Origin of the sequence: Roseivivax lentus, from assembly GCF_900156805.1 — a bacterium.
Classification (GTDB): Bacteria; Pseudomonadota; Alphaproteobacteria; order Rhodobacterales; family Rhodobacteraceae; genus Roseivivax; species Roseivivax lentus.
Genome location: NZ_FTOQ01000001.1, coordinates 733,669 through 748,522 on the forward strand (window position 1 = coordinate 733,669; position 14,854 = coordinate 748,522).

At 67.2% G+C, this 14,854-nt stretch carries 11 protein-coding genes; 7 read left to right on the top strand and 4 right to left on the bottom strand.

Annotated elements, in window-relative coordinates; translation table 11 throughout:
• The first annotated feature begins 27 nt into the window (after nt 1–27).
• A complete protein-coding gene (gene dnaE / locus BW990_RS03430) occupies nt 28–3,591 on the top strand; it encodes a DNA polymerase III subunit alpha (protein ID WP_076444970.1) in 3,564 nt (1,187 codons plus the stop codon).
• A 94-nt stretch (nt 3,592–3,685) separates the two neighbouring features.
• The gene (locus BW990_RS03435; RefSeq protein ID WP_076444972.1) at nt 3,686–4,615 is read left to right on the top strand and encodes a hypothetical protein; all 930 of its coding nucleotides are present in this window, start codon (nt 3,686–3,688) and stop codon (nt 4,613–4,615) included.
• Nucleotides 4,616–4,861: 246 nt separating this feature from the next.
• Here the strand turns inward: BW990_RS03435 and BW990_RS03440 are convergent, their stop codons facing one another.
• Nucleotides 4,862–5,068 (bottom strand): SlyX family protein, encoded by a 207-nt coding sequence (locus BW990_RS03440; protein ID WP_200798009.1) that lies wholly within the window; start codon nt 5,066–5,068, stop codon nt 4,862–4,864.
• A 94-nt stretch (nt 5,069–5,162) separates the two neighbouring features.
• Between BW990_RS03440 and hisS the strand changes: the two genes are divergently transcribed.
• From hisS to choX, 4 genes are all read left to right on the top strand, one after another.
• Nucleotides 5,163–6,686: a histidine--tRNA ligase gene (hisS, locus tag BW990_RS03445; protein WP_076444973.1), complete on the top strand. Its 1,524-nt coding sequence runs from the start codon at nt 5,163–5,165 to the stop codon at nt 6,684–6,686.
• Nucleotides 6,683–7,765, top strand: coding sequence for an ATP phosphoribosyltransferase regulatory subunit (locus BW990_RS03450; protein WP_076444975.1), 1,083 nt, complete (start codon nt 6,683–6,685; stop codon nt 7,763–7,765). Before hisS ends, BW990_RS03450 begins: the two co-directional genes overlap by 4 nt.
• Nucleotides 7,762–8,454, top strand: a complete 693-nt coding sequence (gene hisG, locus BW990_RS03455) for an ATP phosphoribosyltransferase (protein WP_076444977.1) — start codon at nt 7,762–7,764, stop codon at nt 8,452–8,454. Before BW990_RS03450 ends, hisG begins: the two co-directional genes overlap by 4 nt.
• Before the next feature lie 129 nt (nt 8,455–8,583).
• Nucleotides 8,584–9,516, top strand: coding sequence for a choline ABC transporter substrate-binding protein (gene choX / locus BW990_RS03460; protein WP_076444979.1), 933 nt, complete (start codon nt 8,584–8,586; stop codon nt 9,514–9,516).
• Between the two features lie 185 nt (nt 9,517–9,701).
• Here the strand turns inward: choX and BW990_RS03465 are convergent, their stop codons facing one another.
• The 3 genes from BW990_RS03465 to BW990_RS03475 all read right to left on the bottom strand — a co-directional run bounded on the left by BW990_RS03465 (nt 9,702) and on the right by BW990_RS03475 (nt 12,126).
• A complete protein-coding gene (locus BW990_RS03465; protein WP_076444981.1) occupies nt 9,702–10,550 on the bottom strand; it encodes a class I SAM-dependent methyltransferase in 849 nt (282 codons plus the stop codon).
• Nucleotides 10,551–10,555: 5 nt separating this feature from the next.
• The gene (gene yghU, locus BW990_RS03470) at nt 10,556–11,413 is read right to left on the bottom strand and encodes a glutathione-dependent disulfide-bond oxidoreductase (RefSeq protein WP_076444983.1); all 858 of its coding nucleotides are present in this window, start codon (nt 11,411–11,413) and stop codon (nt 10,556–10,558) included.
• Nucleotides 11,414–11,691: 278 nt separating this feature from the next.
• Nucleotides 11,692–12,126 carry a DUF1489 family protein gene (locus BW990_RS03475; protein WP_076444985.1) on the bottom strand — a complete coding sequence of 145 codons (435 nt, stop codon included), beginning with the start codon at nt 12,124–12,126 and terminating at the stop codon, nt 11,692–11,694.
• Between the two features lie 122 nt (nt 12,127–12,248).
• Between BW990_RS03475 and BW990_RS03480 the strand changes: the two genes are divergently transcribed.
• Nucleotides 12,249–14,537: an adenosylcobalamin-dependent ribonucleoside-diphosphate reductase gene (locus tag BW990_RS03480; RefSeq protein WP_076444987.1), complete on the top strand. Its 2,289-nt coding sequence runs from the start codon at nt 12,249–12,251 to the stop codon at nt 14,535–14,537.
• Nucleotides 14,538–14,854: the final 317 nt, after the last annotated feature.

Below are 14,854 nucleotides of genomic sequence, written 5' to 3' on the forward strand. Positions count from 1 at the left end.
CGCCCGGTCGCAGAATATGGTGTCGCCATGGCCGATCCCCGATTCATTCACCTCCGTCTTCATACCGAATATTCCCTGCTCGAAGGGGCGATGCGGCTGAAGAAACTGCCGGGTCTCTGTGCCAAGGCGGGCATGCCCGCCGTGGCCGTGACGGACACCAACAACCTCTTTGCCGCGCTCGAGTTTTCGGTGGGGGCGGCGGATGCGGGCATCCAGCCCATCATCGGGGCCTGCATCGATCTGCGCTTCGTCGAGCCCGGCCCCGGAGAGCGGCCGCGCGATCCGGCCCCGGTGGTGCTTCTGGCCCAGACGGAGCGGGGCTACGAGCACCTGATGAAGCTCAATTCCTGCCTCTACCTGCGCGGCGACGGCGAGCTTGCGCATGTCACGCTCGACGAGCTCGAGGCGCATTCCGAGGATCTGATCTGCCTCTCGGGCGGGCCGGACGGGCCGGTGGGGCGGCTCTTGCGCAATGGCAGCCGGGGCGCGGCCGAGGCGCTGATGGTGCGGCTTCACGCGATCTTCGGTGACCGGCTTTACGTCGAGCTGCAGCGCCATCCGGGCGAGGACGGGCTGCCCGAGGCCGAACGCCAGACCGAGCGCGGCCTGATCGAGATGGCCTATGCGATGGGCCTGCCGCTGGTGGCCACCAACGACGTCTATTTCCCGCAGGCCAAGATGTACGAGGCGCATGATGCGCTGATCTGCATCTCCGAGGGCGCCTATGTGGACCAGCAGGAGCCGCGCCGTCGCCTGACGCCGCAGCATTACTTCAAGACGCCCGAAGAGATGGTGACGCTCTTCGCGGATCTGCCCGAGGCGGTGGAGAACACCGTCGAGATCGCCCGCCGCTGCGCCTTCATGGCCTACCGGCGCGATCCGATCCTGCCGCGCTTTGCCGATGACGAGGTCGACGAGCTGCGCCGCCAGGCCAAGGAGGGGCTCGCCGCGCGGCTCGCGGTCATCCCGCATGCAACCTCGGTTGAGGAATACGAAAAACGGCTCGAATTCGAGCTCGGCATCATCGAGGGGATGGGCTTTCCGGGCTATTTCCTGATCGTGGCCGATTTCATCAAATGGGCCAAGGATCACGACATCCCGGTGGGGCCGGGGCGCGGCTCGGGCGCGGGCAGCCTCGTGGCCTATGCGCTCACGATCACCGATCTCGATCCCCTGCGCTATTCGCTGCTGTTCGAGCGGTTCCTCAACCCCGAACGGGTCTCGATGCCGGACTTCGACATCGACTTCTGCATGGACCGCCGCGAAGAGGTGATCCGCTATGTCCAGGAGAAGTACGGACGCGACAAGGTGGGCCAGATCATCACCTTCGGTGCGCTGCTGTCGAAGGCCGCGGTGCGCGATGTGGGCCGCGTGCTGCAGATGCCTTACGGGCAGGTGGACCGGCTGTCGAAGATGATCCCCGTCGAGGGGGTGAAGCCCGTCTCGATCGAGAAGGCGCTCGCGGACGAGCCGCGGCTGCGCGAAGAGGCCCGCAACGAGGAGGTCGTGGACCGTCTGCTGACCTACGGCCAGCAGGTTGAGGGGCTCTTGCGGAACGCCTCCACCCATGCTGCGGGCGTGGTGATCGGGGATCGGCCATTGGATGAGCTGGTGCCGCTCTACCAGGATCCGCGTTCGGACATGCCCGCGACCCAGTTCAATATGAAATGGGTGGAACAGGCGGGGCTCGTGAAGTTCGACTTTCTGGGCCTCAAGACGCTGACGGTGATCCAGAACGCCATCGACCTCATTCACAAGGGCGGGCGTCCCTTGCACATCGCGGAGGACGGGGCAGAGATCTACGCGCCCTTCGAAGGGGCCGAGAACGATATCGGGCAGATCCCGCTCGATGACGAAAAGACCTACGCGCTTTATGCCAAGGCCAAGACCGTCGCGGTGTTCCAAGTGGAAAGCTCGGGCATGATGGATGCGCTCAAGCGCATGAAGCCCGACTGCATCGAGGACATCATCGCGCTCGTCGCGCTGTACCGGCCCGGCCCGATGGAGAACATCCCGAAATTCTGCGAGGTCAAGAACGGCCTATCGGAGCGTGATACGCTGCACCCGTCGATCGATCATATCCTCGACGAGACGCAGGGCATCATCGTATACCAGGAACAGGTGATGCAGATCGCGCAGGAGATGGCGGGCTATTCCTTGGGCGGTGCGGACCTTCTGCGGCGCGCCATGGGCAAGAAGATCCAGGCGGCGATGGATGCCGAACGGCCCAAGTTCCTCGCCGGCGCCAAGGAGAACGGCGTCGACAAGGACAAGGCCACCGAGGTCTGGAACCTTCTCGACAAGTTCGCCAATTACGGCTTCAACAAGTCCCACGCGGCGGCCTATGCGGTGGTGAGTTACCAGACCGCATGGCTCAAGGCGAACCACCCCGTGGAGTTCATGGCGGGGGTCATGAACTGCGATATCCACCTGACCGACAAGCTCGCGGTCTATTTCGAAGAGGTGAAGAAGGGGCTGGGCCTGCCCTGGGTGCCGCCTTGCGTGAACCGCTCGCAGGCGACTTTCGATGTGAAGGACGGCGCGCTCGTCTATGCGCTGGGCGCGTTGAAGAATGTGGGGCTCGACGCGATGCGCCTCATCGTCGAGGGACGCGGCGGGGCGGCTCCTCCGCCCGGGCGGGCGTCCTCGCAGGACGCGGCGAAGACGCCGGATACGGCGGAGGAGCGGCCCTTCGCCACGATCTTCGATCTCGCCCGCCGCGTCGATCTCAAGCGGATCGGCAAGCGGCCGCTGGAAATGCTGGCGCGCGCCGGGGCCTTCGACCAGCTCGACCCGAACCGGCGCCGGATCTTCGAAAGCCTCGATGCGCTGACCGGCTATTCCGCGGCGATCCACGAGCAGAAGGCCTCGGCGCAGGTGTCGCTCTTCGGCGAGGCGGGCGAGGATCTGCCGGAACCGCGGCTGGCGCCGGTGAACGACTGGCTGCCGGCGGAGCGGCTGGCCGAGGAATTCAAGGCGGTGGGCTTCTACCTCTCGGGCCATCCGCTCGACGATTACATGCCCGCGTTGAAGCGCGAGGGCGTGCTGACCCTCGACGAGGTGATGAAGAAGGCCGAGGCCGGTCCGTGCCTTGCCAAGCTCGCGGGCTCCGTCGCCGGACGGCAGGAACGCAAATCGGCGCGCGGCAACCGCTTCGCCTTCTGCCAGCTGTCCGATCCGACCGGCGCCTACGAGGTCACGCTTTTCTCCGAGACGCTCGAGAAGAGCCGCGAGCATCTGGAGACCGGCGCCAAGGTCGTCGTCACCGTAGAGGCGACGATGGAAAGCGACCAGCTGAAGCTGCTCGGGCGGTCCGTGAGCCTGGCCGATCCGCTCATCGCCAAGGCCGGGGCTTCGGGGCTGCGCATCTTCGTCGAGGACCGCGCGGCGATCCCGCAGATCGCCTCGGTGCTGAGCCGGGCCGCCGATCAATTGCCGAAGGCGAGCCGCGGGCCGATCCATCTGTGCCTGAGCGCGCAGGGCCTGCCGGGCGAAGTGGAAATCGACCTCGAGGAGCCGTTTCCCGTCACCCCGGAGATCAAGGGCGCGATCAAGTCGCTGTCGGGTATCATGGACGTGGTGGAGTTCTGAGGCGGGCCGCGGCCCCGGCGCGACGCCGCCGGGCGGCTTGTCCCCCGAGGCCCCCCGGGCTAGGAAGCAGAACCACCCCTTGATGAGGTCCGCCTTGCGCTGCGCCCCGATCCTGTGCTGTCTCGCCCTTGCCCTCTCCGCCTGCGGGATCGCGCCCGAACCCGGTGCCGAAGGCGACGTGCCGACCCTGTCAGGTCTCGAGCTTGCGGACGAGGCGGGTCAGGCCGAGATCGCCGCGCGCCCCGCGGAAGCCGCGCCCGAGGCCGCCGACACGCCCCTTTCGGAGGCCGCGGGGGTCGGCGGGCGCCCGGCCGCGACCCCGGGCGATGCGGCCCCCGAGGGTTGGCTTCTGGGCTTCTTCCGGAACCGCGCGGATGCCGCATCCGCGCCCGCCCCGACCGCCGCTGACCGGGCGCGCGACAGCGTCCTTGCGAGCCTGCCCGCGGAAAGCCGCGTGGCGCCCCCCGATGCACCGGCCGATGAGAGCGGGGGCACTGGATTTTTCTCTGGGCTCTTCGGCGGTGGCGGCGCCACGGTGCCGTCCGCCCGCTCCGAGGTGGGGCCCAACGAAGCGGTGCCCTTCGGCGCGCTCGCCCGGCTCTGCGGCGTGGATGTGGGGCGCCTGGCCAGCGCCATCGAACGGCACGAGCGGTACCGTCTCTATGACAGCGCGCCGGGGCAGACCGGCCCGCGCAATTGGTACATCACCGGCTTCGACGATGGCTGCGCGCGCCAGTTCACCGCCGCCCTGGCGCTGTTCGGGACGGTCGAGACCCACGAGAGCCTGCGCTACGGCGCCGCCGCGGGCGACCTGCCGATGACCGCGACCGACGAGGCCTACAAGGACGTGAAGTCGCGCATCTGCCGGGTCGGGCGCAGCCAGCCCTGCGGGTCCCGCCTGGGGCGGCTCGACCGGACCAGCGTCTTCGTGACGGTCTACGAGCGCTTCGGCGGCAATGCGCGCTGGATGAACGCCTTCCTGCATGACGGGGACGTGGCGGCGACGGATATCGCCTCCAATTGAGCCCGCTTGCAGCGGGCGCTTGTCTGGCGGGCTGATCCTGGGCGGATCATCCCGCGGATCGGGGCGTGGCCCCGAACCCCGGGCGACATTCCGGAAAGATGAAGCGGGGGAGGGAGCGCCGGGTGGCCGGGGCGCCCGGCCCGGGCTGCGGGACCCGCCCGGGTGGCAAAGGGGGGATCCGGGGGAGCCGGGGATGCGGCTGCGGCGTTTGGTTGCCCGGCCCGCGCGAGGGCGCGAGCGGACCGCTCAGTAATGCGGCGGGCGTTCGTCGCCGTAGAGATGCGCGCCCGAGCCGTCGGCATCGCGGCTGGCTTCCCGGCGCATCAGCAGCTCGACCTTGCCCGAGAGCGTGTCGATCGTGCGATCCTGCCGCGCGACCACGTCCGAGAGGTCTTCGATCTGGGCGATGAGATGGGCGAGGCGTTCCTCGATCCGGTCGATGGCATCCGTCATGCTGTCTCCTTCGGCGGCGCAGCTTGCCCCCGGCGGGCGGAGGGGCTAGGGAGTGCCGCGCGCGAACACCCCCTCTCAGCCCGAGACATACACCATGGCCAAAGCGAAGAAACAGCCCCGACCGAAGGCGGAGACGCCGAAGGGTTTCCGCGACTATTTCGGCGCCGATGTGACCGAACGGCAGGCCATGCTGGCCGAGATCGCCGCGGTTTATCACCGCTACGGCTTCGACGCGCTGGAAAGTGCGGCGGTGGAGACGGTCGAGGCGCTGGGCAAGTTCCTGCCCGATGTGGACCGGCCCAATGCGGGCGTCTTCGCCTGGCAGGAGGGCGAGGAAGAGGGCAAGGGCGACTGGCTCGCGCTGCGCTACGACCTGACCGCCCCCCTGGCGCGGGTCTATGCTCAGCACCGCAACGACCTGCCGACGCCCTATCGCCGCTACGCCATGGGCCCCGTCTGGCGCAACGAAAAGCCCGGGCCGGGGCGGTACCGGCAGTTCTATCAATGCGATGCGGATACGGTGGGCGCGCCGTCCGTGGCTGCGGATGCAGAGATCTGCGCCATGCTCTGCGATGCGCTCGAGGCGGTGGGTATCCCGCGCGGCGATTACGTGGTGCGGGTGAACAACCGAAAGGTGTTGGAAGGCGTTTTAGATTTTGCGGGTCTAGAGCCTGAAAGCCCAGCCAGAGCCGACGTAATGCGGACGATGGATAAATTCGACAAGGTCGGTAAGCAAGGGGTGATGGAACTGCTCACCTTTGGCAGAAATGACCAATCTGGGGCAGTGATTCCCGGTGTTGGGTTGCCGGATATCCAAGCTGCTAAAATTGCCCAATATCTCACACAAGAGTCTGTACCGCCGCGTGAAGACCGTGCGGATGCGCACGGCGAACTGAATGAGCGCCGTTTGAGCTCCATGCGTGCTGCGGTAGGCGACTCACCCACAGGGAAAGAAGGCGTTGCTGAGTTGGAGGAAATTGCCCGTCTTCTGAAAGCTCAGGGGTATGGTGAAGACAGAGTAGTAATCGACTCGTCCGTGGTCCGGGGCCTCGGTTATTACACCGGCCCGGTCTTCGAGGCCGAGCTAACCTTCGAGATCCTCGACGAGAAGGGCCGCGCGCGCCAGTTCGGCTCGGTCGCAGGCGGCGGGCGCTATGACGACCTCGTCAAGCGCTTCACAGGGCAGGCCGTGCCCGCCACGGGTGTGTCGATCGGCGTCGACCGGCTGCTGGCGGCGCTGCGCGAGAAGGGTCGCATCGGCGGCGAGGCGCAGGGCCCCGTCGTCGTCACCGTCATGGATCGCGCGCGCATGGCCGAGTACCAGACCATGGTGGCCGAGCTGCGCGATGCGGGCATCCGCGCCGAGGTCTATCTCGGCAATCCGAAGAATTTCGGCAACCAGCTCAAATATGCCGACAAGCGCGGCGCGCCGGTTGCGATCATCGCCGGGTCCGACGAGTTCGCCCAGGGCATCGTGCAGATCAAGGACCTCGTGCTCGGGGCCAAGATCGCCGAGACCGCGACGCTCGAGGAATGGCAGGAACGCCCCTCGCAATTCGAAGTGCCGCGGGACGGGATGGTTGCGAAGGTGCAAGAGATCCTGGGCAGCCAGCGATGAGCACAGGGGCCGCGCGGGACCGGGCCATGATGCTCAGGGACGGCTTCGCGGGCCAGGGCGCGGAGGTGATCGACTGCGCCATCCTGCAGCCCGCCGAGACGCTGCTCGACCTTTACGGCGAGGATATCCGCGCGCGCGCCTATGTCACGCAGGACCCCGCGCGGGGCGAACGGATGCTGCGCCCGGATTTTACCGTGCCGGTGGTGCAGATGCACATGGCCGAGGGCGCCGAGCCCGCACGCTACACCTATGCGGGCGAGGTCTTCCGCCGGCAGGAGGACCATCCCGAGCGCGCCTCGGAATACCTGCAGGTGGGCTTCGAGGTCTTCGACCGCGCCGATCCCGAAGCCGCCGATGCGGAGGTCTTCGTGGCGATCCGCGATGCGCTGGGCGCGCTGCCGGTCCGCGCCGTGACAGGCGATATCGGCGTGCTGACGGCAGCGGTGGCGGGGCTCGACACCTCCGAGGCGCGGCGCGCCGCGCTGATGCGGCATATCTGGCGGCCGAAGCGGTTCCGCGCGCTTCTGGCGCGCTATGCCGGCAAGACGCCCGTGCCCGAGGGGCGCGCGGCGCTGCTGGCGGCGGCGGATCCCATGGCGGGGGCGGGGCCGCTGATCGGGCTGCGCTCACGCGAGGAGATCGCCGCGCGGATCGAGACGCTGCGCGCCGATGCCGCCGAGCCCCCCATCGCCAAATCCGAGATCGAGATGATCGACGAACTGCTCTCGGTGGCCGAGACCTGTCCCTTCGCGCTCGAGCATCTCAAGCATATCGCGATGGATTTCCCGGTGCTGCGCGACGCGGTCGCCCGGTTCGAGCGGCGCTGCGACGCGCTTTCCGCGCGCGGCGTCGACGTGGACGCGCTGATGTTCGAGGCCTCCTACGGGCGGACCTCGATGGAATATTATGACGGCTTCGTCTTCGGCTTCGGTGCCGAGGCGCGGCCCGACCTGCCGCCGGTGGCCAGCGGCGGGCGCTACGACGCGCTGACCGCGCGGCTGGGCGCGGGCCGGTCGATCCCGGCGGTGGGCGGCGTGATCCGGCCCGACCTGACCCTGATGCTGGAGTGTGGGGTATGAGCGTGAAACTCGGCGTGCCCTCCAAGGGCCGGCTGATGCAGAAGACCTTCGACTGGTTCGGCGCGCGCGGCATCACGCTGGCACGCACCGGATCGGAGCGGGAATATGCAGGCCGCGTGGACGGCATCGACAACGTGCAGCTGGTGCTTCTGTCGGCCAGCGAGGTGCCGCGCGAACTGGCCGCGGGCCGCATCCATCTGGGCGTGACCGGCACCGACCTCGTGCGCGAGAAGCTGGTGCAATGGGACCAGAAGGTGGAGCCGCTGGCGGAACTCGGCTTCGGCGAGGCGAACCTGATCGTCGCGGTGCCGCAGGCTTGGGTCGACGTCGACACGCTCGACGATCTCGATGCCGCCGCCGCGGCCTTCCGCGCGCGACACGGCTTCCGGCTGCGGATCGCGACGAAGTATCACCGGCTGGTGCGGGAATACCTGCGCGAGGGCGGCGTCGCCGATTACGCGCTCGTGGACAGCCAGGGGGCGACCGAGGGCACGGTGAAGAACCTGACCGCCGAGGCCATCGCCGACATCACCTCCTCGGGCGACACGTTGCGCGCCAATCACCTCAAGGTCCTGCGCGAGGCGCCGATCCTCGAAAGCCAGGCCACGCTGTTCCGCGCGCGGCGGGCGGAACTGAGCGACGATGCCCGGGCGACGCTGGCCGAACTGATCCAAAAGCTCGGTCTCTGAGCCGGGGGATGTCCCCTGTTTTCAGGGGGTTGGCCGGAGATATCCGGCAATTCCGGAAACCTCTTTGACTCACGAGTCAAAAACCGCATGATCTGCGCCATGACGGCTAACCCCGAATATTGGGAGAGTATGACCATGAAAAAGACCCTCACTTCGATCCTTGCCCTCGGCCTGACCGCCGGTGCCGCGCAGGCGCAAGAGGCCTGCTCGGAGCTGACCTTCGCCGATGTGGGCTGGACCGACATCACCGCCACCACCGCCGCCACGACCGTGGTGCTCGAGGCGCTGGGCTACGAGACCGAGATCAAGGTCCTGTCGGTGCCGGTGACCTATACCTCGATGGCCGATGGCGACATCGACATCTTCCTCGGCAACTGGATGCCGACGATGGAGAACGACATCAAACCCTACCGCGAGGCCGGCACCGTCGACACCGTGCGCGCGAACCTCGAAGGGGCCAAGTACACGCTGGCGACCAATGCCGCCGGGGCCGCGCTCGGCATCGACAGCTTCTCCGCGATCGTCGAGAACGCCGATGCGCTCGATGAGACGATCTACGGCATCGAGCCCGGCAATGACGGCAACCGCCTGATCCTCGACATGATCGAGGCCGACGCCTTCGGTCTGGGCGAGTTCAACATCCGCGAAAGCTCCGAACAGGGCATGCTGGCGCAGGTCGGCCGCCTGTCCGAGCGCGACGAGCCCATCGTCTTCCTCGGCTGGGAACCGCACCCGATGAACGCCAATTTCGATCTGACCTATCTCGAAGGCGGCGACGACTGGTTCGGCCCCAATCTCGGCGGCGCGACGGTCTACACCAACACCCGCGCGGGCTTCGTCGAGGACTGCCCGAATGTGGGTCAGCTCCTGCAGAACCTCGAATTCACGCTGGCCATGGAAAACGAGATCATGGGCGCGATCCTGAACGACGGCACCGATCCGGCGGAGGCCGCGACCGCCTGGATGTCGGCCAATACCGGCGTCGTGGAAGCCTGGCTCGACGGGGTCACCACGCGCGATGGCGGCGACGCGAAAGAGGCCGTCATGGCCGTGCTGCAGTAATCCCGGCATCTTGCGGATTCTGGAAAGGCCGGTTCTTCGGAACCGGCCTTTTCGCGTCTGGCGCGGTGGCGGCGAGGGGGCTGTCTGCCCCCTCGCGCTCCCCCGAGAGGTATTTTCGGTCCGGCCGTGACAGCGGCGTGGCGCGCCCCGGGGCCGTGGGACGCGCAGGTGGAGCCGCGGTGCCCTCAGGCCCTCGCGGTCATGAGGTTGATCCGCGCCGGCAGAAAAAGCCCGTCGGCGTGCAGATGCGGTGCCCAGCGCGCGCGCATGTCCTCGAGGATGGCGCGAAGGTCGTCGGGGCCGCCCTCCCGGTCGCGGATCACGCCCGGGATCGGACCGATCGCGGGCAGAAGGCGTTGCGCGGCCTCCCAGCCGTCGGGATGGTGGAGGCGGATGTCCTCGGGCGTGACGCTTATGTCGTCGAACCCCGCCGCCTCGAGGATGGCGCGGATCCGCGCGGGCTCCCGCAGGGCCATCGGCCCGGGCGCATCCGGATCGGAGGAGGGCGGCGCGCCCAGCCGCGCTACCGCCGCCGCGCGTGGGGTCGAAAACCACGGATTATGCTCCGCCGCCGCCCAGGTCGCCGCGACAAGGCGCCCGCCGGGCCGCAGGGCGGCGCGCAGATTGGCGAAGGCCGCGGCGGGATCGGCGAAGAACATCACGCCGAAACGCGACAGCACCAGGTCATAGCCCGCCTCGAAGGCATGGGTCTGGGCATCGGCATGGAAGAACCGCGCCTGACCGAGCTCCGCCGCGAGGCCTGCCTCGGCGGCAAGCGTCAGCAGCGGTTGCGAGATATCGACGCCGTGGGCGGCGCCGTCCGGTCCGACCGCGCGGGCCGCCGACAAGGTGAGCGCACCGCCGCCGCAGCCCACATCGAGGATGCGCGCCCCTTCCTGCGGGGCCGCCGCGGCCATGATCCGCGCGCGCACCGCGTCGTGCAGGATGTCGAGGTCGCGGTGATGCGCGACCCAGCGCTGGCCGGCATCGCCGCTCCAGAACGCCTCCTGCTCGGCATTGGCGGGCCGGGTCATGCCGCTCACGTCGCGCCGATCTTGTCCTGCGTCCGGGTCTCGAAATCCGACGCGTCATGCCGTTCGAGGAGCTGTTCGTGCGGCTCTCCAGCGGTCCGGTTGACCATGCGCCCGCGCCGCGCGGCGGGACGGGCCTCGATCGCCTCGGCCCAGCGGATCACGTTGGTGTATTCATGCACCGACAGGAACTTGCCCGCGTCATAGGCCTGGCCCTGCACCATCCGCCCGTACCAGGGCCAGATCGCCATGTCGGCGATGGTGTACTCGTCACCCAGCATGAAGTCCTTGTCCGCGAGATGCTTGTCCAGAACGTCGAGCTGGCGCTTGGTCTCCATCGCGTAGCGGTTGATGGGGTATTCCATCGGCTCCGGCGCATAGGCGTAGAAATGCCCGAACCCGCCGCCGAGGAAGGGCGCGGAGCCCATCTGCCACATCAGCCAGGACAGCAGCTCGGGCCGGTCTTCTGGGCGTCCCATGAATTTGCCGAACTTCTCCGCCAGGTGCATCATGATCGCGACCGATTCGAAGACCCGGACGGGTCTGTCGCCGGAGCGGTCCACCAGGGCGGGGATCTTGGAGTTGGGGTTGATCTCGACGAAGCCCGATCCGAACTGGTCGCCATCGCCGATGCGGATCAGCCAGGCATCGTATTCGGCCTCCGACACGCCGGCTGCCAGCAGCTCCTCGAACAGCACGGTCACCTTCACGCCGTTGGGCGTGCCCATGGAATAAAGCTGGAAGGGATGCTTTCCGACCGGCAATTCCTTGTCGTGGGTGGCGCCCGCGATCGGGCGGTTGAGGCTGCCCCAGGTGCCGCCGTTCTCGGCGTCCCAGGTCCAGACTTCGGGGGGCGTATAGCTCATGATCGTCCTCGTGCATTGCGTGCCGTTTGACCCGGAACCTATGCACTTCGCGACGAAAGGCCAGTGCCGCATCGGTGGCTGACCGCACAGGGGCAGGGCCGTCTGCACACGGAACCGGGCCGCCGCGCGCCTCTCCATCGGTTTGTCCCGCGCCGGGAAAAGGGCGCAGCCCCCTTGTCACGACCGGACCGGAAATACCTCTCGGGGGAGCGCGAGGGGGCAGACAGCCCCCTCGCTTCCGCGCGTGGTCGCGCGCACATCCGGGGGGGACTTCGCGCCTAGAGCACCCCGATCTCGGCCAGCGCGCCCGCGAGTTCGGGCGGCAGATCGTCGTCGTCGGCCCGCGCGGGCGACAGGTCTCCGGGCGCGTCCGCCGGGTCGAGATAGCGCCAGCCCTGGAACGGTCGGCGCGGCGCCGGGGCGACCCGCACAAGCTCGGGATCGAGCACCAGCGCGCAGCGGCGGATGCCGTCCTCGCGGGTGGCCTCGTCGAGGCGCAGGATCTTCTGGCGGCACTGGATGAAGCCCTTGATGACCCAGTAGATCGACCCGCCCGCGAGGATCTGCGCCTCCTTCTTCGGCCACATGCGGGTGACGTGGCGCGGCAGCCCGTCCGGACCCTTGGCGCGCGCCGAGGCCTGCCAGCGGGTCAGCGTCTCGACGCTTTCGGTCCCGGCGCTCAGCTTCATCAAGTGCACGATCTCAGTGGTCATCGCCGCTCCATTAACGGGTGGATTAAAGTGCCACCTTCCTCTATGTTGTAGTCCCTCCGCGATGGGCTTCAAACCCTTGTGGATAACCCCTGTCCCGCCGCAGCCGTGAGAGAATCATCGCCATGAGCCGTTTCGCCGCCCCCATCGCCGAGCAGATCTGGGACATGAAATACCGCCTGAAAGAGGCGGATGACACCCCGATCGATGCCGATGTGGAAGCGACCTGGCGCCGCATCGCGCGCGCCCTTGCCGAGGTCGAGAAGGAGCCCGCGAAGTGGGAAGACCGCTTCTACGCGGCGCTCGAGGATTTCCAGTACCTGCCCGCGGGCCGGATCACCGCCGGCGCGGGCACCGGCCGCGCGGTGACGCTCTTCAACTGCTTCGTCATGGGCACGATCCCCGATTCGATGGGCGGCATCTTCGAGATGCTGAAGGAGGCCGCGCTGACCATGCAGCAGGGCGGCGGCATCGGCTACGATTTCTCCACCATCCGGCCGCGCGGCGCGCTGGTCGAGGGCGTCGCGGCGGATGCCTCGGGGCCGCTCAGCTTCATGGATGTCTGGGACGCGATGTGCCGCACGATCATGTCGGCGGGCTCGCGGCGCGGCGCGATGATGGCGACGATGCGCTGCGATCATCCCGATATCGAGGATTTCATCTCCGCCAAGGCCGACAGCGCGCGGCTGCGCATGTTCAACCTTTCGGTCCTCGTCACCGACCCGTTCATGGAAGCGGTGAAGGCCGATGCCGACTGGCAGCTGGTCTTCGGCGGCAAGGTCTACCGCACGCTCAAGGCGCGCGATCTGTGGAACCGCATCATGCGTGCGACCTACGATTACGCCGAGCCCGGCGTGATCTTCATCGACCGCATCAACGCCGCCAACAACCTCAACTATTGCGAGACCATCGCCGCCACCAATCCCTGCGGCGAGCAGCCGCTGCCGCCCTACGGCGCCTGCCTGCTGGGCTCGGTGAACCTCGCGCGGCTGGTCACCCATCCGTTCGAGGACGACGCCGCCCTCGACCCCGCGCGGCTCGACGAGATCGTCGCGACCGCGCTCCGCATGATGGACAATGTCGTCGACGCCTCCCGCTTCCCGCTGGAACAGCAGCGCGCCGAGGCGCAGAACAAGCGCCGCATCGGGCTTGGCGTGACGGGGCTCGCCGATGCGCTCCTGATGCTGGGCCTGCGCTACGGGTCGGACGAGGCCGCGGCGCAGACCGAAGCCTGGCTGAAGCAGATCGCCCGCGCCTCCTATCTCGCCTCGGTCGAGCTGGCGAAGGAAAAGGGACCGTTCCCGCTCTTCGAGGCCGAAGGTTATCTCGCCTCGGGCAACATGATGCAGATGGACGACGACGTGCGCGAAGCGATCCGCGAACACGGCATCCGCAACGCGCTCCTGACCTCCATCGCGCCCACGGGCACGATCTCGCTTTACGCGGGCAACGTGTCCTCGGGGATTGAGCCCGTTTTCGCCTACGCCTATACTCGCAAGGTTCTGCAAAAGGACGGCACCCGCACCGAGGAGGAGGTGGTGGATTACGCCGTCGCCCTCTACCGCGAGAAGTTCGGGACGAACGCCGAGCTGCCCGCCCATTTCGTCAATGCGCAGACGCTCTCGCCGCTCGATCACGTCAAAATGCAGGCGGCGGCGCAGAAATGGGTCGACTCGTCCATCTCCAAGACGATCAACTGCCCCGAGGACATCTCCTTCGAGGATTTCAAGGACGTCTACATGAAGGCTTACGAGACGGGCTGCAAAGGCTGCACGACCTACCGGCCCAACGACGTGACGGGCTCCGTCCTGTCGGTCTCGGACGCCGAGCCCAAATCCGCCGAGACACCGGTTCTGGTCTCCGAAGGCGAGGGCAGCGCGGAAGTGGTCTACATGTCCGAACCGCTGGAGCGGCCGCAGACCCTCGAAGGCGCCACCTACAAGCTCAAATGGCCCGACAGCGAACACGCCATTTACCTGACGATCAACGACACGGTGATCGGCGGGCGGCGGCGGCCCTTCGAGGTCTTCATCAACTCCAAGAACATGGAGCATTTCGCCTGGACCGTGGCGCTCACGCGGATGATCTCGGCGGTGTTCCGGCGCGGCGGCGATGTGTCCTTCGTGGTCGAGGAGCTGAAGGCCGTCTTCGACCCGCGCGGCGGGGCCTGGGTGAAGGGCAAATACATCCCCTCCATCCTCGCGGCCATCGGCGGGGTGATCGAACAGCACCTCATCGCCATCGGTTTTCTCGAAGGCGAGGGGATGGGCCTCAAATCCGACCCCCGGGCGCAGGTGGTCAATCTCGACGGCCCCCGCGGCAAGGCCTGCCCGTCCTGCGGCCAATACGAGATGCGCATGGTCGAGGGCTGCATGACCTGCGCCTCCTGCGGCCATTCGAAATGTTCTGGCTGAAATACCTTAGTTCAGATTTTCTGAACCCTTAGACATCGGAAAAGCCCTCAAGTCTCTGACTTGAGGGCTTTTTCTATAGAATTGCCGAGTCGAGCCGACCTACAGTGACCGGCCGGGCACGAATTTTATCAATCAATGTGCTTGTGAAACTTTTCATTTCACGTAAAATATTGATTTAATTGATATTGTTTTGATAAGAATTGTCAAAATGACCTCTTCTAAAACTCCGGCACCGTTCCCGGTCGCACTCCGCCGCTTTCCGGACGCGGAGGGTCGGGCTCATGGCATGCTGGTGAACTGTGAGACCTTTGCTCCAT

Excerpts from the sequence above, each read along its gene's own strand:
- BW990_RS03475 (WP_076444985.1), bottom strand. The coding sequence starts at position 12,126 with ATGACCACTGAGATCGTGCACTTGATGAAGCTGAGCGCCGGGACCGAA.
- BW990_RS03440 (WP_200798009.1), bottom strand. The coding sequence starts at position 5,068 with ATGACGGATGCCATCGACCGGATCGAGGAACGCCTCGCCCATCTCATC.
- hisG (WP_076444977.1), top strand. The coding sequence starts at position 7,762 with ATGAGCGTGAAACTCGGCGTGCCCTCCAAGGGCCGGCTGATGCAGAAG.
- yghU (WP_076444983.1), bottom strand. The coding sequence starts at position 11,413 with ATGAGCTATACGCCCCCCGAAGTCTGGACCTGGGACGCCGAGAACGGC.
- dnaE (WP_076444970.1), top strand. The coding sequence starts at position 28 with ATGGCCGATCCCCGATTCATTCACCTCCGTCTTCATACCGAATATTCC.
- BW990_RS03465 (WP_076444981.1), bottom strand. The coding sequence starts at position 10,550 with ATGACCCGGCCCGCCAATGCCGAGCAGGAGGCGTTCTGGAGCGGCGAT.
- choX (WP_076444979.1), top strand. The coding sequence starts at position 8,584 with ATGACCATGAAAAAGACCCTCACTTCGATCCTTGCCCTCGGCCTGACC.
- hisS (WP_076444973.1), top strand. The coding sequence starts at position 5,163 with ATGGCCAAAGCGAAGAAACAGCCCCGACCGAAGGCGGAGACGCCGAAG.
- BW990_RS03450 (WP_076444975.1), top strand. The coding sequence starts at position 6,683 with ATGAGCACAGGGGCCGCGCGGGACCGGGCCATGATGCTCAGGGACGGC.
- BW990_RS03480 (WP_076444987.1), top strand. The coding sequence starts at position 12,249 with ATGAGCCGTTTCGCCGCCCCCATCGCCGAGCAGATCTGGGACATGAAA.